Genomic DNA, 19,029 nt, shown 5'->3' on the forward strand with positions numbered 1-19,029 from the left:
AGCAACTGTCTGTTGTCCAAGGCCCATCACGCACCAAGGAAAGCATCCGCAATGGCGTATTACCGTACCCCCCACGATGTGACGGCGCTGCCCGCCTGGCAGGCGCTCCAGCAACACCGCGACGCCATGCAGGGTTTCAGCATGCGCGAAGCCTTCGCAGCCGATCCCAAGCGCTTCGATCAGTTTTCCCTCAGCAGCTGCGGCCTGTTCCTCGACTACTCGAAAAACCTGATCACCGAGCAGACCCGCGATCTGCTGGTGAACCTGGCCAACCAGGTCGGGTTGGCCGATGCCATCAAGTCGATGTTCAGCGGCGAGATCATCAACGCCTCCGAAGGTCGTCCGGTCCTGCACACCGCCCTGCGCCGCCCGGTGGGCGACAAGCTCAGTGTCAATGGCGTCAATGTGATGCCGGAAGTACACAAGGTCCTCAACCAGATCACCGAACTGGTGGGCCGTATCCATGACGGCCTGTGGCGCGGTTACAGCGAAAAGCCCATCACCGACGTGGTGAACATCGGTATCGGCGGCTCCTTCCTGGGGCCGGAGCTGGTCTCCGAAGCCTTGCTGCCCTACGCCCAGCGTGGCGTGCGCTGCCATTACCTGGCGAACATCGACGGCAGCGAGTTCCATGAGCTGTCGGCCAATCTGCGTGCCGAGACCACCCTGTTCATCGTCTCGTCCAAATCGTTCAACACCCTCGAAACCCTGAAGAACGCCACCGCCGCGCGTACCTGGTACCTGGCCCAGGGCGGTTCCGAGGCCGAGTTGTACCGCCACTTCATCGCGGTATCGAGCAACAAGGCCGCCGCCGTGGCCTTCGGTATGCGCGAAGAGAATATCTTCCCGATGTGGGATTGGGTGGGTGGGCGCTACTCGCTGTGGTCGGCCATCGGCCTGCCGATCGCACTGGCCATCGGCACCGCAAACTTCAAGGAGCTGCTGTCCGGAGCCTACACCATGGACCAGCACTTCCAGACCACGCCGTTCGATAAGAACATGCCAGTGCTGCTGGCCCTGCTGGGCGTGTGGTACGGCAACTTCTGGGGCGCCCAGAGCCACGCGATCCTGCCGTACGACCATTACCTGCGCAATATCACCAAGCACCTGCAGCAGTTGGACATGGAATCCAACGGCAAGAGCGTGCTGCAGGACGGCACCCCGGTGAAAACCGATACCGGTCCAGTGATCTGGGGCGGCGTCGGCTGCAATGGCCAACACGCCTACCACCAGCTATTGCACCAGGGCACCCAGTTGATCCCGGCCGACTTCATCGTCCCGGTGGTGAGCTTCAATCCGGTGGCCGACCACCACCAGTGGCTGTACGCCAACTGCCTGTCCCAGAGCCAGGCGCTGATGCTCGGCAAGACCCGCGAGGAAGCCGAGGCCGAATTGCGCGCCAAAGGCCTGAATGAAGCGGACATCGAGAAGCTGGCACCACACAAGGTGATTCCGGGCAACCGCCCGAGCAATACCTTGGTGGTAGAGCGCATCAGCCCTCGTCGCCTCGGCGCGCTGGTGGCCATGTACGAACACAAGGTGTTCGTACAGAGCGTCATCTGGGGTATCAATGCCTTCGACCAGTGGGGCGTGGAGTTGGGCAAGGAGTTGGGCAAGGGCGTATACCAACGCCTGGTCGGCAGTCTGGAAGACAGCGCTGAGGATGGTTCCACCCAAGGCCTGATCAACTACTTCCGCGGTCGCCACCGCGGTTGATATAGGGTCGCTTTCACGGTGCTGCATATCACTCGCAGATGTGCCCAGCGCCCCGTGGGAGCGGCTTTAGCCGCGAGTGCCGACCCGGCCTGTGCCATGCACCGGTACGCCTGCTTCGCGGCTAAAGCTCCACAGGTACGCTGACCACGCAACTCAATCACCGGGGCGGCCCTCCAGGGAACACCCCTACCTTCTACACTGTCCATCGAATAGCCGCTGCAGTCCCTCGCCCCTCACAAGAGCAGGACAACCCGCCATGTTCGATATCCGCAACTACCCCCAGGCCCTGGCCGTGAGCCAGTCCGCCGCCCTCTCCCCCGACGACTACCAGCGTCTCTACCGCCAGTCGATCGAAGATCCCGATACCTTTTGGGCCGAACAGGCCAAGCGCCTGGACTGGATCAAGCCTTGGTCGAGTGTGCAGCAATGCGATCTGAAGACCGGCAAGGCGCGCTGGTTCGACGGTGGCCAGTTGAACGTCAGCTACAACTGCATCGACCGCCACCTGGCCACCCGCGGCCAGCAGACGGCGTTGCTGTGGGAAGGTGACGACCCCAAGGACGCCAAGGCCATCACCTACCGCGAGCTGCACCGCCAGGTCTGCCGTCTCGCCAATGCCCTGAAGGCCCATGGGGTGAAGAAAGGCGATCGTGTGTGCATCTACATGCCGATGATCCCTGAGGCGGCCTATGCCATGCTCGCCTGCACCCGCATAGGCGCCATTCACTCGGTCGTGTTCGGTGGTTTCTCACCCGATGCCCTGCGTGATCGCATTCTGGACGCGGACTGCCGCACGGTGATCACCGCAGACGAAGGGGTTCGCGGCGCCAAGCGCATTGCGCTCAAGCAGAACGTCGACAAGGCCCTGGCCAGTTGCCCGGCGGTCAGCAGCGTGCTGGTGGTACGGCGCACCGGGGCCGATATCGCCTGGAGCGAGGGCCGTGATCTCTGGTATCACGAAGCCACAGAACAGGCCGATGACGACTGCCCGCCCGAGGCCATGGAAGCTGAAGATCCACTGTTCATCCTCTATACCTCCGGCAGTACCGGCAAACCCAAGGGCGTGCTGCACACCACCGCTGGTTACCTGCTGCAGGCCACGCTGACCTTCAAGGTGGTGTTCGACTATCGTGATGGCGAGGTGTTCTGGTGCACCGCCGATGTCGGCTGGGTCACTGGCCACAGCTATATCGTCTACGGCCCCCTGGCCAACGGCGCCATCTCGCTGATGTTCGAAGGCGTGCCCAATTACCCGGACACCTCGCGCTTCTGGCAGGTGGTCGACAAACATCAGGTGAACATCTTCTACACAGCCCCCACCGCCCTGCGCGCACTGATGCGCGAAGGTTCGGCGCCCCTACAGAACACCTCCCGACAAAGCCTGCGCCTGCTCGGCAGCGTGGGCGAGCCCATCAATCCGGAAGCCTGGGAATGGTACTTCGAGGCGGTGGGCCAGAAGCGCTGCCCCATCGTCGATACCTGGTGGCAGACCGAGACCGGCGGCATCATGCTCAGCCCGCTGCCAGGCAACACCCACCTCAAGCCGGGCTGCGCTACGCAACCTTTGTTTGGCGTGCAACCGGTGCTGCTGGACGAAAAAGGCAAGGTCATCGAAGGCCCAGGCGCAGGCCTGCTGGTGATCAAAGCCAGTTGGCCCGGGCAGATCCGCAGTGTCTATGGCGACCATCAACGCATGGTCGACACCTACTTCAAGCCCATGCCCGGCTACTACTTCACCGGTGACGGCGCCCGTCGCGATGCCGATGGCGATTATTGGATCTCCGGGCGCGTCGACGATGTGATCAACGTTTCCGGCCACCGCATCGGCACCGCCGAAGTCGAAAGCGCTCTCGTGCTCCACGACAGCATCGCCGAGGCCGCCGTGGTCGGCTACCCGCACGACCTCAAGGGCCAGGGCATCTATGCCTTCATCACGCCCATGAACGGCGTCACCCCGGACGACACGCTCAAGAACGAGTTGCTGGCCTTGGTCAGCAAGGAGATCGGCAGCTTCGCCAAACCCGAGCTGATCCAGTGGGCGCCGGCATTGCCCAAGACCCGCTCGGGCAAGATCATGCGGCGTATACTGCGCAAAATCGCCTGCAACGAGCTGGACAACCTGGGCGATACCTCGACCCTGGCCGACCCGACCGTGGTCCAGGGCTTGATCGACAATCGCCTCAATCAATAGACGGCCGCCCATGGCGGCCTGCGGGACCGCCATGGAAGCCTTACGCCGCCGCATCGAAACTCAGGTCATGAGCCTCACCGGGCTGGCCCTAGGCCAGCTCGACCTGGAATCCCCCAAAGGTGACCCGGGCCTGTTCGGCCCGCAGAGCATCAGTTGGCAGGTGCACGGCGACTTCCCCAGCATGCTCGTCGGCGGTATCAGCGCCTTGATGCTGCAACTGCTGCACCCTTTGGCCCTGGCTGGGGTGTGGGACCATTCCAACTTCCGCCAGGACCTGCTCGGTCGCCTGCGCCGCACCAGCCAGTTCATCTCCGGCACCACGTTCGGCTCGACCCGCGATGCCGAATGGCTGATCGAAAAGGTCCGCACCATCCACCTCAAGGTGGTCGGCACCGCCCCCGACGGACGCCCCTATGCCGCCAGCGACCCCGACCTGCTGACCTGGGTCCATGTCGCCGAGGTCAGTAGCTTCCTGGCCGCCCACCTGCGCTACCGCAACCCCCATCTCAGCCGCGAGGCCCAGGACGCCTACTACAACGAGATCGCCCTGATCGCCGAACGCTTGGGGGCACGCGATGTGCCGCGCTCGTGTCAGGCAGTCGAAGACTACTTGCAACGCATGCGCCCACAGCTGCTGTGCGACGCACGCAGTCATGAGGTGGTGGATATCCTGCTTGATGCCCCAGCTCCCAGCCGCATGGCGCAACCGGTCGGCAAATTAATGCTCAATGCCGGCATCGACCTGCTGCCGGACTGGGCCCGCGATATCCTCGATCTGCACCAGAATCCTCTTCAGCAGCGCATGATCCGCCTGGGCATCAATCGCATCGCTCCGGTGCTGCGCTGGGCCATGCGCAACGGCTCGGCACACCGGGCAAGACGGCGTATGGGACTCGAGTGAGGTTTTTGGTCGCTTCGTCGGAACCGTTTTAACGTGCCATACTCCAAGGCACCCCGCTCCAGACAGATGACGTCTTACATGCCCAAAGGATTGACGCGCGCCTTCGGCGCCATGCTGGCCCTCGTGGCCCTGTACAGCCTGCTTGGCTTTCTCATCATCCCCGGTGTCGGCCTGCGCATCGCCAACCAACAACTGGCGCAATACGCCACGGTGCCGGCACACCTGCAACGTATCGAGTTCAACCCGTTCAGCCTCGAGCTCACGCTCTGGGGTCTGCAGATCGGCGAACCGGGCAAGGAGCAGGTGGGCTTCGAACGCCTCTATGCCAACCTCTCGCTCGACAGCCTGTGGACCAAGGCCCTGCACTTGGAGGCTGTCGAGCTGGACAAGCCACGCAACGAGGTGCTGTTCGCCAAGGATGGCAGCCTCAACCTGACCCAGCTGTTCAAACTGCCGCCCAGCGAGCCCAAACCTGAGGAGCCCGCAGGCGACCCCTTCCCGCTGCGCATCGGCAGCATCAAGCTCAACGAAGGCTATTTGCACTTCCAGGACCTGCGACCGAGCGAACCCATCGAGTTCCTCTACGACTCCATGAACCTGGAACTGAAGAACCTCAGCACCCTGCCCGACGACAATGCCGACATGGCGTTGGTGGCCATTGGCCCCAATGGTGGACGTATCGACTGGAGCGGTACCCTGAGCCTGGCCCCTATCGCCTCCGAAGGAACCCTCAAGGTCACCGAAGGCAGGATGAAAGCCTTCTGGCCCTATGTGCGCGATGCGGTCCCCCTGGTGCTGGAAGAAGGCGTGGTCAGCCTGGACACTCACTACAAGCTCAATCTGTCCAAGGAAACCGAGCTGCTGCTGGACAACACCTCGGTGCGCGTCGCCCCCTTCGCCATCAAGGCACCGGACGGACGCCCGCTGGCGCGTCTGGCCAGTCTGGACGTGAGCGAAACTTCCATCGATTTGGCCAAACAACAGATCATCGTCGGCAAGATCCGCAGCGAAAAGCTCGAGACCTGGGCCGCTCTCGAACGCGACGGCCAGCTTGACTGGCAAAAGCTGTTCGCCAGTCAGCCGGCCAAGGCCACTCCGAAGGAAAAAGCCGAACCTGCCGCTGCCGAGCCGAGTGCCGAGGAAAAGGCCGCCAAGGAGCCGAGCAAGCCCTGGCAGGTGCTGCTCAAGGATGTGCAACTGCGCAACTATCAGGTACACCTGGCCGACCGTAGCCAGAAGGAGCCTGTGGCACTGGATGTGGGCCCGCTCAACGCCGACCTGCAGAACTTCGACAGCCTCAACCAGTCGCCCTTCACACTCAAGCTCGACACCGGGGTCGGCAAGCAAGGAAAACTGCAGGCGGCCGGCCAAGTCAATCTGGCGCCGGTCACCGCCAAGCTGGATGTCAGCACCCGTGATATCGACTTGCGCGTGGCCCAGGCCTACATCAGCCCGTTCATCCGCCTGGAATTGCGCAGCGGCATGCTTTCCAGCGACCTGAAGGTCGATCTCAAGAGTACCGAACCACTGGCCTTCAGCGTCGGCGGCAAAGCCCAGGTCAGCCAGCTGCACACTTTGGACACCATCAAAAATCGCGACTTCGTCAAATGGCAGCAACTGGATCTGAGCGGTCTGTCGTATGTCCATGGCGATGCCCTGTCGATCGACAAGGTGGCGCTGTTGCAGCCCTATGCACGCTTCATCATCAATGAAGACCGCACCACCAATGTCGACGATCTGCTGATCCCTCAACCGGCCAGCGCACCCGCAACCAGTCAAACCAAGCCGGCCACTGCCAGCACTGACAAGCCGCTGGGCATCCGCATCGGTGGCATCGACATCAACGATGGCTCGGCCAACTTCGCCGACCTCACCCTGACCCCCAACTTCGCCACTGCCATCCAGCAGCTCAACGGCCAGATCGGCACCATCGATAACCGAAAGCCGGCACCGGCCAAGGTCGATGTGAAAGGCAAGGTCGATCGTTACGCACCGGTGACCATCAAAGGTGCGCTCAACCCGTTCAACCCACTGGCCAGCCTGGACATCGCCACCAGCTTCAAACGCGTCGAGCTGACCACGCTGACGCCCTACTCCGGCAAGTTCGCGGGCTTCCGCATCCGCAAAGGCCGACTGAACCTGGACCTGCACTACCTGATCACCAACGGCCAACTCAAGGCTGAAAACAAGGTGGTGGTCGAGCAGCTGCAGCTGGGTGAGAAGGTCGACAGCCCCGATGCCGTGGACCTGCCGATCCGCCTGGCAGTCGCCCTGCTCAAGGACACCGAAGGCAAGATCTCCATCGAGCTGCCGGTGACCGGCGACCTGAACAATCCACAGTTCAGCGTCATGCCGATCATCTGGCAAACCTTGCGCAATCTGGTGCTGCGCGCAGCCCAGGCACCGTTCAAGTTCATCGGCGGCCTGATTGCCGGCGGTGGCGCCGAGGATCTGGGTAATGTGGCATTCGCGCCAGGCTCCAGCGACCTCAGTGCCGACGCCCAGTCCGCACTGGACAAACTGGCCAGTGCGCTCAAGGAGCGCCCAGAACTGCGCCTGGAAATCGAAGGCACCAGTGCTCAGAGCAGCGATGGCCCGCTGATCGCCAAGCAACGCCTGGAGCGCGAGTACCAGGCGACCTGGTACAAGATCCTCCAGCGCCGCGGCGACAAGGTGCCAGCCAATGCATCGATGCTGGTGGTCGACGACAGTGACAAACCGGCGATGCTCGAGGGTATCTACCGCGCCCGTCTCAAACAGCAACCTCCGGCCGAATGGCAACAACTGAGCCGCGACGAACGCACCGCCAAGCTGCACGATGCGGTGATCAAGTCCTGGGCTGAAAGTACCGCGCTGTTGCGTCAGTTGGGCCAAGATCGGGCTGGCAGCATCAAGGACTACCTGGTGGACAAAGGTCAGTTGGAAGACGACCGGGTGTACTTCATCGATACCAACCTGGGCCAGGCTGAAAGCGATGGGCGGGTCATCACGCCATTGCACTTGGATGCCGAGTAGCCCGCCCCTGCAGGCACCTTGGGGTGCCCTTGGCCACCGGTGTCATCTTCGCGGGTAAACCCGCTCCTACAGAGGGTGTAATGGCCCTGTAGGAGCGGAGCTACCCGCAAACCCTACCTTCAGACCAGCCGCTGTCCGGAAACCGCCGGGTGATACAGCGGTTGCACCTTGTTGCCGGCCGGGTCGAGGACATGGAAGCTACGCGCACCATCGCCATGATCGAATGGGCGATCCAGCAGGGTCACACCGTGCGCCTTGAAGTACAGGTACCAAGCGTCCAGCTCCTCCACGCTGTCGACAATGAACCCATAGTGGTCCAAGGTCTGCAAGCCGTTAGCCGCACCCGCACCGCGCCCCAGGGACAGGTTGTCGTTACCGCAGGTCAGGTAGACCAGATCTTCGTGAGCCCGGTGCAGCACTTCCATACCAAGCAGGTCGACGTAGAAACGTTCGCACTCTTCCAGGTTGGGAACCAGCAGGGCGAGATGACGCAGACCATTCAGACGGCCAGGACGGGCAGGAAGATCAGACATGGACGCGGCTCCTTATATGTATACAATTTGCGAGCAAATTTAAAACAAAAGGATCGCTTTGTGTACAGCCTCTTCATCAAGACCCGTGTAAAGAACGGCAGCGCTGAACAATTTCTGAACGCCATCAAGGTCAATGCGGCGGCCTCGGTGGCCAATGAGCCAGGTTGTCTGGTGTTCGATGTGTCACAGGACCGTCTCGATCCGGACGTGATCTACCTCTATGAGATCTATCGCGACGACGCCGCGTACGAGGCGCACACCCAAACCGCGCATTTCCGTGACAGCCGGCCATTGGTGGAGCCGCTGATCGTCGAGCAGGAATGCTTCGAGAGTGATGTGATCACGTTCAACCCTGTACGTTTGGGCGGTGAATGAAAGTCGAAGGCCGCTGTACGGCCCTGTCGCTCGCGTCAACGCTAGCGAAAGGGGCGCACAGCGGCCCTCGATGAAAAGGTGGCCAAATCCTTTTGGCCGACGGGACAATCCTTACTCGGTTTTCAGGCCGTCAGCCGACACAGCCTGGACACCCTTGATAGCCTTGGCGATGGCGATCGCCTGTTCTTTCTGCGAGGCGGTGATCGCCACGTCAGAAGACAGGGAGACCACACCCTTATTGGTTTCGACCTTGATGTCGCTGCCAGGGATGCCTTTCTCTGTCATCAGGTCGGCCTTCACTTTGGTGGTGATCCAAGTGTCTTTAGTCTCTTCCTTGGCCTTGGTCACTTCACCGGCCGCCAGCGTCATTGGGGACGACTGGGCGGGCTGCTGGGCAAATGCCGCATTAGCCATGGTCAGAGTCAGGGCGGTGGCAGTAGCGGCAGCAATGGCGAATTTCTTCATGTGAGTCACTCCTGTTGTTCGAAAGGTCTGCGCCGTGGTTCCTGGCAGCAGGTAAACCTACCGTTGCATGTGCTGTGCCAGCTTTTCCGGATAAAAAATCTCTTTAAATTCAAATAGTTAAAATAATCGATTCGGATTGCGATCGTGCAATTTGCAAGGCCAGGCAAAATCCTGCATGCAAGATGCAAGTGGACCAAGGAAAAATCGAGGCGAAAAAAAAAGGACCCAATTGGGTCCTTTCTTTCGCCTGAAGAGGCTTAGACGCCGGAGGCCTTGGCAGCCGCAACGTCCTTGATCGACAGTTTGATACGGCCGCGGTTGTCCACGTCCAGTACCAACACTTCGACTTCCTGACCTTCTTTCAGAACGTCTGTGACCTTCTCTACACGCGCATCGCTGAGCATGGAGATGTGCACCAGACCATCTTTGCCCGGCAGGATGTTGACGAAGGCGCCAAAGTCGACGATGCGCTCGACCTTGCCCAGGTAGATCTTGCCGATCTCGGCTTCAGCGGTAATGCCCAGGATGCGCTGCTTGGCCGCTTCGGCCGCTTCCTTGGTCTCGCCGAAGATCTTGATCGAACCGTCGTCTTCGATGTCGATCGAAGCCTTGGTCTCTTCGCAGATAGCGCGGATGGTCGCGCCGCCTTTGCCGATGACGTCACGGATCTTGTCGGTGTCGATCTTCATCGCCAGCATGGTCGGTGCGTTGGCCGACAGCTCGCTGCGCGACTGGGCGATGATCTGATTCATCTGGCCGAGAATGTTCAGGCGCGCTTCCAGGGCCTGGCCCAGGGCGATTTCCATGATCTCTTCGGTGATACCGTTGATCTTGATGTCCATCTGCAGTGCGGTAACGCCTTTGGCGGTACCAGCAACCTTGAAGTCCATGTCGCCCAGGTGGTCTTCGTCACCCAGAATGTCGGTCAGGACTGCGAACTTGTCGCCTTCCTTGACCAGACCCATGGCGATACCGGCTACAGGCGCCTTCATCGGTACGCCTGCATCCATCAGTGCCAGGGAGGCACCGCAGACCGAGGCCATGGAGCTGGAGCCGTTGGACTCGGTGATTTCCGATACGACGCGGATGGTGTATGGGAACTCGCTGTCGCTCGGCAGCATGGCCTGGACGCCACGACGAGCCAGACGGCCGTGGCCGATTTCACGACGGCCAGCGCCGCCCATGCGACCGCACTCGCCTACCGAGAACGGTGGGAAGTTGTAGTGCAGCATGAAGGCGTCTTTCTTCTCGCCTTCCAGGGTATCCAGCAGCTGGGCATCACGGGCAGTACCCAGGGTCGCGACGACCAGGGCCTGGGTTTCGCCACGGGTGAACAGGGCCGAACCGTGGGTCTTGGGCAGAACGCCGACTTCGATGTTCAGCGGGCGCACGGTGCGGGTGTCACGGCCGTCGATACGCGGCTTGCCGTTAACGATGTTCTCGCGGACGGTGCGGTATTCCAGTTCGCCGAAGATGTCCTTGATTTGGCCGGCGGTCGGGCCGGTTTCTTCATTGGACAAACGGGCGACGGCCTGGTCGCGCAGCTCACCCAGACGGTTGTAGCGATCGGCCTTCAGGGTGATGGTGTAGGCCTGGGAGATGGCCTCGCCGAACTCGGCGCGCACCAGGTTCAGCAGCTCGGTGTTGGCTGGGGCTGGCTGCCAGTCCCAAGTCGGCTTGCCGGCTTGGGCAGCGAATTCCTTGATGGCCTGGATCACGGCCTGGAACTCGTCGTGAGCGAACAGCACAGCGCCCAGCATCTGGTCTTCGGTCAGCTCTTTGGCTTCCGATTCAACCATCAATACAGCGGATTCGGTACCGGCCACGACCATGTCGAGGCTGGAGGCTTCCAGTTGCTCGTACGTTGGGTTCAGCAGGTAGCCGGTGCTTTCGTGGAAGGCAACGCGAGCTGCGCCGATCGGGCCTTCGAACGGGATACCGGAGATGGCCAGGGCAGCCGACGTACCGATCATCGCAGCGATGTCCGGATCGGTCTTCTTGCTGGTGGAAACCACGGTGCAGACAACCTGCACTTCGTTCATGAACCCTTCAGGGAACAGCGGGCGGATCGGGCGGTCGATCAGGCGCGAAGTCAGGGTTTCTTTCTCGGAAGGACGGCCTTCACGCTTGAAGAAGCCACCTGGGATCTTACCAGCGGCGTAGGTCTTTTCCTGGTAGTGCACGGACAGCGGGAAGAAGCCCTTGCCTGGATCTGCCTGCTTGGCACCGACCACGGTCACCAGCACGGTGACGTCGTTGTCGACGGTGACCAGCACGGCGCCGGTCGCCTGGCGGGCAATGCGGCCCGTCTCGAGGGTTACGGTCGACTGACCGAACTGGAATTTCTTGATTACCGGGTTCACGGTTTCCTACCTTTTTTCAGTGGCTCTGGGGGGAACTTGTTCTTGCGAATTCTTGGGCAGAACGGGGAATCGGCCCCATTGACCGTCCAGATACAACACGAGGCTGGGAGCCTGGCCGCTGCGCGGTAAAACCGCTCAGCACAACCAGGCTGCCAACCTCGGAGATACGCGTGGCGTGCCTGACGCGAGTGCTGCCAGGCAGCACTCCCGAAACCTGCGACACGCCATGCACACCACTGGCCAGGACGCTATTAGCGACGCAGACCCAGGCGACCGATCAGGGCGCTGTAACGAGTGGTGTCTTTGCCCTTCAGGTAGTCCAGCAGCTTACGACGCTGGTTAACCATACGGATCAGACCACGACGGGAGTGGTGGTCTTTCTCGTTGGCCTTGAAGTGGCCTTGCAGCTTGTTGATGTTGGCGGTCAGCAGAGCAACCTGCACTTCCGGGCTACCGGTATCGCCGGCGGCTTGCTGGTATTCGGCAACGATCTGAGCTTTTTCTTCAACGCTGAGGGCCATTTGGCTTCTCCTGATAAACGGATCCCGCGGACGGTCTCCAATAGGCCAGGGACGAATCCCTGTATTAATGAGTAGAGGTGTGACCGTGCCTATTAACAGCCACCCTCGGTTCCGTACGCTTGGGCCAGGGCTTGGACGTACGGTTTCGATCATTCCGACCGAATCAGTCGACGCGGCGCAATACGCCCGTCTTCGCTCACCTCACCGATACCGATGAAGCGTTCATTGTGATCCTGTACTCGGACCATGCCGAACTGCGGCGCATCCGGCGCACGAACCGCCTGGCCATGCAGCCAGTAGAACGCGCTGTGCTCGGAGAGACGCACCAGTGGCCAATCCTGCAATCCGCTGTCGGACGGCATCAGGAAGCGATCAAGCGCTTCGTTGCCACCTTCGGCGTGGGCCTGCTCGAGCTCATCGAGGGTCACGGTCTGTGCCAGCTCGAAGGGGCCGGCCTGGGTACGGCGCAGTTGCGCGACGTAGGCACCACAGCCCAACGCCTCACCGATATCCTCCACCAGGGTGCGGATATAGGTGCCTTTGCTGCAACCGACCGACAGGCGAACCCGAGTGCCTTCGCACTCGATCAACTCCAAGCGGCTAATAGTAACAGAACGCGCCTCGCGCTCCACTACCTCTCCTGCACGTGCCAGCTTGTACAGCGGCTGGCCGTCACGCTTGAGGGCCGAGTACATCGGCGGTACCTGACTGATTTCACCGCGAAAACGTGGCAAAACAGCTTCGATATCTGCACGACCAACGGTCACATCGCGAGTTTGCAAGACCTCGCCTTCGGCATCGGCGGTACTGGTAGTCTGCCCAAGTTGCATGACTGTCTCGTAGCCCTTGTCGGAGTCGAGCAGGTACTGGGAGAACTTGGTAGCCTCGCCGAAGCACAACGGCAGCACGCCAGTGGCCAACGGGTCGAGGCTACCGGTATGGCCAGCCTTCTCGGCATTGAGCAGCCAGCGGACCTTCTGCAACGCGGCGTTGGAGGTGAACCCCAACGGCTTGTCGAGCAGGATGATGCCGCTTACGTTGCGGCGGATTCGTTTGACCTGAGCCACCGATTACTCCTCGGCGTCCGGCTTGTCGGCATCCTTGTGCAGGCGATCTTCCGCCACTGCACGCTCGATCAGCGCCGACAGGTGGGCACCGCGGCTGACGCTCTCATCGAAGTGGAAATGCAGCTGCGGTACGCTGCGCAGTTGCATGACACGCCCCAGGTGCAGGCGCAGGAAACTCGCTGCACTGTTGAGGGCCTTGAGGGTCTGCGGCACGGCATCGGCGCCATCCTGGCCCATGACGGTGATGAAGACCTTGGCATGGCCCAGGTCACGGCTGACATCCACGGCGGTGATGGTCACCAGGCCGACACGCGGATCCTTGACTTCACGACGGATCAGTTCGGCCAGCTCGCGCTGCATCTGATCGCCGATGCGTTGGGTACGGCTATATTCTTTTGCCATTCTTGCTACCTGTAACTAAAGCGGCAAACGCCCGGACAGGCTGGAGCCTGACCGGGCGTTACCTTCAGAGGCGCCGCAACCGCCCAAGGGCGGGGCTTGCGCCCGGCACGGCCCTTACAGGGTACGTGCCACCTGGACTTTCTCGAAGACTTCGATCTTGTCGCCGACCTTGACGTCGTTGTAGCTCTTGACGCCAATACCGCACTCCATGCCCGAACGAACTTCGGCAGCATCGTCCTTGAAGCGACGCAGCGATTCCAGTTCGCCTTCGAAGATCACCACGTCCTCGCGCAGTACGCGGATCGGACGGTTGCGGTACACGGTACCCTCGATGACCATACAGCCAGCGATGGCGCCGAACTTCGGCGAGCGGAACACGTCACGTACTTCGGCGACACCCAGGATGTTCTCGCGAACATCGCTGCCGAGCATGCCGGTCAGGGCCTTCTTGACGTCTTCGATGATGTCGTAGATCACGTTGTAATAACGCATATCCAGACCTTCCTGCTCGACGATCTTGCGCGCACCGGCATCGGCACGAACGTTGAAGCCGAACAGCACCGCGTTGGACGCCAGCGCCAAGTTGGCATCGCTCTCGGTGATACCACCGACACCGCCACCAATCACGCGCACCTGAACTTCGTCGTTGCCCAGGCCCGACAGCGAGCCCTGCAGCGCTTCCAGAGAACCACGCACGTCGGTCTTGAGGACGATGTTGAGCGTCTTCTTCTCTTCCTGACCCATGGTCTCGAAGATGTTTTCCAGCTTGCCGGCGTGAGCACGGGCCAGCTTGACCTCGCGGTACTTGCCCTGACGGAACAGGGCGACTTCACGGGCTTTCTTCTCGTCGGCGACCACGGACAGCTCGTCACCGGCTTCCGGAGTGCCGTCCAGACCGAGAATTTCGACCGGGATCGACGGGCCGGCTTCCTTCACAGGCTTGCCGTTCTCGTCGAGCATGGCACGCACGCGGCCATAGTTGGAGCCGCACAGGACCATATCACCCTGACGCAGCGTACCGTCCTGAACCAGGATGGTAGCGACCGGGCCGCGGCCCTTGTCCAGGCGCGACTCGACCACGACACCACGACCAGGTGCGGTTGGCGTGGCGGTCAGCTCGAGGATCTCTGCCTGCAGCAGCACGGCCTCGAGCAGTTCGTCGACACCGGTACCCATCTTCGCGGAAACCTTGACGAACGGAGTGTCACCACCCCAATCCTCGGAGGTCACGCCTTCAACAGCCAGTTCGTTACGAATGCGATCGATGTCGGCACCCGGCTTGTCGATCTTGTTAACCGCAACCACCAGCGGAACTCCGGCAGCCTTGGCGTGTTGGACGGCTTCGCGGGTCTGCGGCATCACGCCGTCGTCCGCCGCCACTACCAGGATCACGATGTCGGTGGCCTTGGCACCACGGGCACGCATCGCGGTGAACGCGGCGTGGCCAGGGGTGTCGAGGAAGGTGACCATGCCACGATCGGTTTCGACGTGGTAGGCACCGATGTGCTGGGTAATGCCGCCGGCCTCGCCTGCAGCAACCTTGGCACGACGGATGTAGTCGAGCAGCGAGGTCTTACCGTGGTCGACGTGACCCATTACGGTCACTACCGGTGCACGCGGCTCGGTCTCGCCTTCGAACTTCAGCGATTCTGCCAGGGAGTCTTCCAGAGCGGTGTCGCTGATCAGGGTCACCTTGTGGCCCAGTTCTTCGGCTACCAACTGAGCGGTTTCCTGGTCGAGCACCTGGTTGATGGTGACCGGGGTCCCCAGCTTGAACATGAACTTGACGACTTCGGCGGCCTTGACCGACATCTGTTGTGCAAGTTCGGAAACAGTAATCGTCTCGCCGATGGTCACGTCACGGATGACTGGACCGGTCGGGTTCTGGAAACCATGCTGGTTGCGCTTCTTCGGTTTGCCTTTGCCACCGCGACCGCGACGGAAACCATCGCTCTCTTCGTCGGTGGTACGTGGGGCCGCGCGAGGGGTCGGCGCCTTTTCCTTTTCCTTGACCTTGACCTTGATGGAAACGCGCGGGGCTTCGCCACGGCGCTCACCACCTCGACGGTCTTCGTCACGGACACGGCTTTCGTTGCGACGGGTCTCGTCCTTCTTGCGCTCAGCGGCACGCGCAGCGGCATCTTCGGACGCAGGTGCCTCGGCAACAACCGGAGCCGGGGCCGCTACCGCTGCAGGCGCAGCTTTCTCGACAGGCGCTTGGGCAGCGGTTTCAGCCGCTTGACGACGCGCCTGCTCCTCAGCGCGCTGGCGAGCTTCGGCGTCCGCCTTCTCGCGTGCGGCATTCTCGGCTGCACGGCGCTCCTCCAGCTCGCGCTTCTGCTCAGCCTGGATTTCCTCCGGGCTGCGCTGCACGAATACTTTCTTCTTGCGTACTTCTACGCTGATGCTTTTGCTACCGGCGACACGCAGGGTGCTGGTGGTCTTGCGCTGCAAGGTGATCTTGCGCGGCTCTTCCGCCTTGCTCTTGTGGCTGCTTTTCAGATGAGTCAGCAAAACCTGCTTCTCGTTATCGGTCACTACCTGACCGGCGTCGGTGTGCGGCAGACCTGCCTCACGCATCTGCTGCAGCAGGCGCTCTACCGGTGCCTCGACCTCTTGGGCCAGTTCTTTCACCGTGACTTGCGTCATGCACTTCTCTCCTCAGGCCGCGCCTAATTACTCGAACCAATGGGCTCGGGCGGCCATGATCAACTTGCCGGCACGCTCTTCGTCGATGCCGTCGATGTCGAGCAGATCGTCAATCGACTGCTCGGCCAGGTCTTCGCGGTTAACCACGCCGCGCACCGCCAGTTCCGCCGCCAGATCCTTGTCCATACCCTCGAGGGAGAGCAGGTCGTCGGCCGGATGGGCGTCTGCCAGTTTTTCTTCGGTAGCGATGGCCTTGGTCAACAAACGGTCCTTGGCACGAGCGCGTAGCTCGTTGACGATTTCCTCGTCAAAGCCATCGATGTTGAGCATTTCTTCCAACGGTACGTAGGCAATTTCTTCGAGGCTGGTGAAGCCTTCGTCGACCAGCACTTGGGCCAGCTCCTCGTCGACTTCCAGTTCCTCGATAAAGTTGCGCAGGATGTCGCCGGTTTCTGCTTGTTGCTTGGCCTGGATGTCCTTCTCGGTCATCACGTTCAGGGTCCAGCCGGTCAACTGACTGGCCAGGCGAACGTTTTGACCACCACGGCCAATGGCTTGGGCCAGGTTGTCTTCGGCGACTGCGATGTCCATTGCATGGGCATCTTCATCAACGATGATCGCCGCGACTTCAGCCGGCGACATGGCGTTGATGACGAACTGCGCCGGGTTCTCATCCCACAGGACGATATCCACGCGCTCACCACCCAGCTCGCCGGATACGGCCTGGACGCGCGAACCACGCATGCCGATGCAGGCACCTTGCGGGTCGATGCGCTTGTCCTTGGAGCGGACGGCGATCTTGGCACGCGACCCCGGATCACGGGAGGCGGCCATGACTTCGATGAGACCTTCAGCGATCTCTGGCACTTCGATGCGGAACAGCTCGATCAGCATCTGCGGCGCGGTGCGCGACAGGATCAGCTGAGGGCCGCGGTTCTCGGTGCGGATTTCCTTGAGCAGTGCACGCAGGCGGACACCGACACGGAAGGTTTCGCGTGGGATGATGTCCTCGCGGGCCAGCAGGGCCTCGGCGTTGTTGCCAAGGTCAACGATGACGTTGTCGCGGGTCACCTTCTTGACGGTGCCGGAGATGATCTCGCCAACACGCTCACGGTAGGCATCGACCACCTGGGCGCGCTCGGCCTCGCGGACCTTCTGCACGATCACCTGCTTGGCGGTCTGGGCGGCGATGCGGCCGAATTCGATCGACTCGATCTTCTCTTCGATCACGTCTCCGACCTTGGCATCAGGGTGGGTCTCGTGGATCTTGCTCAACCAGGTTTCGATCGCCGGATCATCCAGATCGGCTTCGTCAACCACGGTCCAGCGACGGAAGGTCTCGTAGCTACCGGTGTGGCGGTTGATCTCCACACGCAGGTCGACTTCGTCCTCAAAACGTTTTTTGGTTGCAGTGGCCAGGGCCACTTCCAGCGCTTCGAAAATGACGCCGGGTGGTACACCCTTTTCGTTGGATACCGATTCAACAACCAGCAGTACTTCTTTGCTCATCGTACGCCTCGCCTTGCGCAAGCCATTGGGCCCGGATAGTCCGCCGGGCCCGGCACGTCTCAGTCAAAACTGGGAATAATATTGGCCTTGTCGATCGAGTCGATCGGCAACAGGAACTCATGGTTGTCCACCTGGACCACCACATCCTGATCCTCCACACCGCGGAGAAGGCCCTGGAAGTTACGACGACCTTCGAAGGGCGTACGCAGCTTGATCTTCACTTGTTCGCCGGCATGCGAGGCAAACTGTTCCAGAGTGAACAGCGGGCGGTCCATGCCAGGAGAGGACACCTCGAGGGTATATTCGTTGGTGATCGGATCTTCCACATCCAGAATGGCACTGGCTTGGCGACTGACAGCTTCGCAATCGTCCACCAGGATTCCGCCTTCCTTGTCGATATAGATGCGCAGGACCGAATGCTTACCTTGGGAAACGTATTCGATCCCCCAGCATTGATAGCCCAGACCCTCGACCACCGGGGCCAACAAGGCCTGCAACTGTTCTAGCTTGCTCGACACCTGAACCCCCTCGTGCATGCTGTGCAAATAAAAAATGGGCAAAGCGCCCATCCCTGAAAGCGCCGTTGGACAACGGCGCAAGAACTGTTCAGCTAGCAAAAAGCCCCTGAAAAGGGGCTCCGCTGAAGCTGGTTGCGGGGGCTGGATTTGAACCAACGACCTTCGGGTTATGAGCCCGACGAGCTACCAAGCTGCTCCACCCCGCGACAAAGCTGGGGCGAAAGTATAAGACCGAACCCGCTACAGGGTCAATCTAACCTCCACCTGCAAGAAAGCCCGCTAAAGCGGGCTCTCATGCTTCAATTGGTACCGAGAAGGGGACTCGAACCCCTACACCCTATGGGCACAACCACCTCAAGGTTGCGTGTCTACCAATTCCACCACCTCGGCAATACTACTTCTTGAAACCCGTTACTTCTGCTCTTCGGTTGGAGGAGGTACGTCACCAGCGTTGGTGGCTTCGCTCTTCTTCTCCTGGAGCACCGGTACATCATCATTTACTGCCGGCTTCTGCTCTTTGACTTCCAGAACCGCTGGATCTGGCAGACCTGCTTGAGTCAGCTGATGAGCTTTCTCTTTAGCGAAGTATCCTAACCCAAGGGCAGTCAAAAAGAAAGTGGCAGCAAGTATAGCAGTAACTTTACTCAAAAAGGTAGCGGAACCTTGGCTTCCGAACACAGTATTTGAAGCACCTGCGCCGAAAGATGCACCTGCTTCCGCACCTTTACCCTGTTGCAACAGAACCAGCACTACCACAGCCAGTGCAGCCAACAGATGAAAAACAACTACGACTGTTTCCAGCAT

15 protein-coding genes and 2 tRNA genes are annotated in these 19,029 nt (G+C 60.9%); 5 read left to right on the plus strand and 12 right to left on the minus strand.

What is annotated here, in order from left to right; all coding sequences use genetic code 11:
* Nucleotides 1-51: 51 nt before the first annotated feature.
* The 4 genes from pgi to AB1N67_RS21250 all read left to right on the plus strand — a co-directional run bounded on the left by pgi (nucleotide 52) and on the right by AB1N67_RS21250 (nucleotide 7,823).
* Nucleotides 52-1,716 (plus strand): glucose-6-phosphate isomerase, encoded by a 1,665-nt coding sequence (gene pgi, locus AB1N67_RS21235; protein ID WP_043210071.1) that lies wholly within the window; start codon nucleotides 52-54, stop codon nucleotides 1,714-1,716.
* 256 nt (nucleotides 1,717-1,972) lie between these two features.
* Nucleotides 1,973-3,907, plus strand: coding sequence for an acetate--CoA ligase (gene acs, locus AB1N67_RS21240; RefSeq protein WP_367863368.1), 1,935 nt, complete (start codon nucleotides 1,973-1,975; stop codon nucleotides 3,905-3,907).
* 31 nt (nucleotides 3,908-3,938) lie between these two features.
* Nucleotides 3,939-4,808 carry an oxygenase MpaB family protein gene (locus AB1N67_RS21245; RefSeq protein WP_367863369.1) on the plus strand — a complete coding sequence of 290 codons (870 nt, stop codon included), beginning with the start codon at nucleotides 3,939-3,941 and terminating at the stop codon, nucleotides 4,806-4,808.
* Nucleotides 4,809-4,886: 78 nt separating this feature from the next.
* Nucleotides 4,887-7,823, plus strand: coding sequence for a DUF748 domain-containing protein (locus AB1N67_RS21250; RefSeq protein WP_090346759.1), 2,937 nt, complete (start codon nucleotides 4,887-4,889; stop codon nucleotides 7,821-7,823).
* A 119-nt stretch (nucleotides 7,824-7,942) separates the two neighbouring features.
* Here AB1N67_RS21250 and AB1N67_RS21255 read toward each other — a convergent pair whose 3' ends face one another.
* Nucleotides 7,943-8,356: a VOC family protein gene (locus AB1N67_RS21255; RefSeq protein WP_043210077.1), complete on the minus strand. Its 414-nt coding sequence runs from the start codon at nucleotides 8,354-8,356 to the stop codon at nucleotides 7,943-7,945.
* 60 nt (nucleotides 8,357-8,416) lie between these two features.
* On the opposite strand from AB1N67_RS21255, the gene AB1N67_RS21260 reads away from it, so the two are divergent.
* Nucleotides 8,417-8,731: a putative quinol monooxygenase gene (locus AB1N67_RS21260; RefSeq protein ID WP_102082015.1), complete on the plus strand. Its 315-nt coding sequence runs from the start codon at nucleotides 8,417-8,419 to the stop codon at nucleotides 8,729-8,731.
* Nucleotides 8,732-8,842: 111 nt separating this feature from the next.
* Here AB1N67_RS21260 and AB1N67_RS21265 read toward each other — a convergent pair whose 3' ends face one another.
* The 11 genes from AB1N67_RS21265 to secG all read right to left on the minus strand — a co-directional run bounded on the left by AB1N67_RS21265 (nucleotide 8,843) and on the right by secG (nucleotide 19,029).
* Nucleotides 8,843-9,196, minus strand: a complete 354-nt coding sequence (locus AB1N67_RS21265) for a BON domain-containing protein (protein WP_043210081.1) — start codon at nucleotides 9,194-9,196, stop codon at nucleotides 8,843-8,845.
* 257 nt (nucleotides 9,197-9,453) lie between these two features.
* Nucleotides 9,454-11,559: a polyribonucleotide nucleotidyltransferase gene (gene pnp / locus AB1N67_RS21270; protein WP_043210083.1), complete on the minus strand. Its 2,106-nt coding sequence runs from the start codon at nucleotides 11,557-11,559 to the stop codon at nucleotides 9,454-9,456.
* 251 nt (nucleotides 11,560-11,810) lie between these two features.
* On the minus strand, nucleotides 11,811-12,080 hold the full coding sequence (gene rpsO / locus AB1N67_RS21275) for a 30S ribosomal protein S15 (protein ID WP_011532144.1): 270 nt from the start codon (nucleotides 12,078-12,080) through the stop codon (nucleotides 11,811-11,813).
* Nucleotides 12,081-12,229: 149 nt separating this feature from the next.
* Nucleotides 12,230-13,147 (minus strand): tRNA pseudouridine(55) synthase TruB, encoded by a 918-nt coding sequence (gene truB / locus AB1N67_RS21280; protein WP_043210085.1) that lies wholly within the window; start codon nucleotides 13,145-13,147, stop codon nucleotides 12,230-12,232.
* Between the two features lie 3 nt (nucleotides 13,148-13,150).
* On the minus strand, nucleotides 13,151-13,549 hold the full coding sequence (gene rbfA / locus AB1N67_RS21285) for a 30S ribosome-binding factor RbfA (RefSeq protein WP_043210088.1): 399 nt from the start codon (nucleotides 13,547-13,549) through the stop codon (nucleotides 13,151-13,153).
* Nucleotides 13,550-13,663: 114 nt separating this feature from the next.
* Nucleotides 13,664-16,198, minus strand: a complete 2,535-nt coding sequence (gene infB / locus AB1N67_RS21290; RefSeq protein ID WP_043210090.1) for a translation initiation factor IF-2 — start codon at nucleotides 16,196-16,198, stop codon at nucleotides 13,664-13,666.
* Between the two features lie 27 nt (nucleotides 16,199-16,225).
* Nucleotides 16,226-17,707, minus strand: a complete 1,482-nt coding sequence (gene nusA / locus AB1N67_RS21295; RefSeq protein ID WP_043210092.1) for a transcription termination factor NusA — start codon at nucleotides 17,705-17,707, stop codon at nucleotides 16,226-16,228.
* 59 nt (nucleotides 17,708-17,766) lie between these two features.
* Complete coding sequence (gene rimP / locus AB1N67_RS21300; RefSeq protein ID WP_043210161.1) at nucleotides 17,767-18,225, minus strand: ribosome maturation factor RimP; 459 nt, start codon at nucleotides 18,223-18,225, stop codon at nucleotides 17,767-17,769.
* A gap of 129 nt (nucleotides 18,226-18,354) precedes the next feature.
* Nucleotides 18,355-18,431 (minus strand) — tRNA-Met (locus tag AB1N67_RS21305).
* Between the two features lie 98 nt (nucleotides 18,432-18,529).
* Nucleotides 18,530-18,615: transfer RNA gene (locus tag AB1N67_RS21310), tRNA-Leu, on the minus strand.
* A gap of 21 nt (nucleotides 18,616-18,636) precedes the next feature.
* Nucleotides 18,637-19,029, minus strand: coding sequence for a preprotein translocase subunit SecG (gene secG, locus AB1N67_RS21315; RefSeq protein WP_043210094.1), 393 nt, complete (start codon nucleotides 19,027-19,029; stop codon nucleotides 18,637-18,639).

The organism is Pseudomonas guariconensis (genome assembly GCF_040822035.1).
GTDB lineage: Bacteria > Pseudomonadota > Gammaproteobacteria > Pseudomonadales > Pseudomonadaceae > Aquipseudomonas > Aquipseudomonas guariconensis.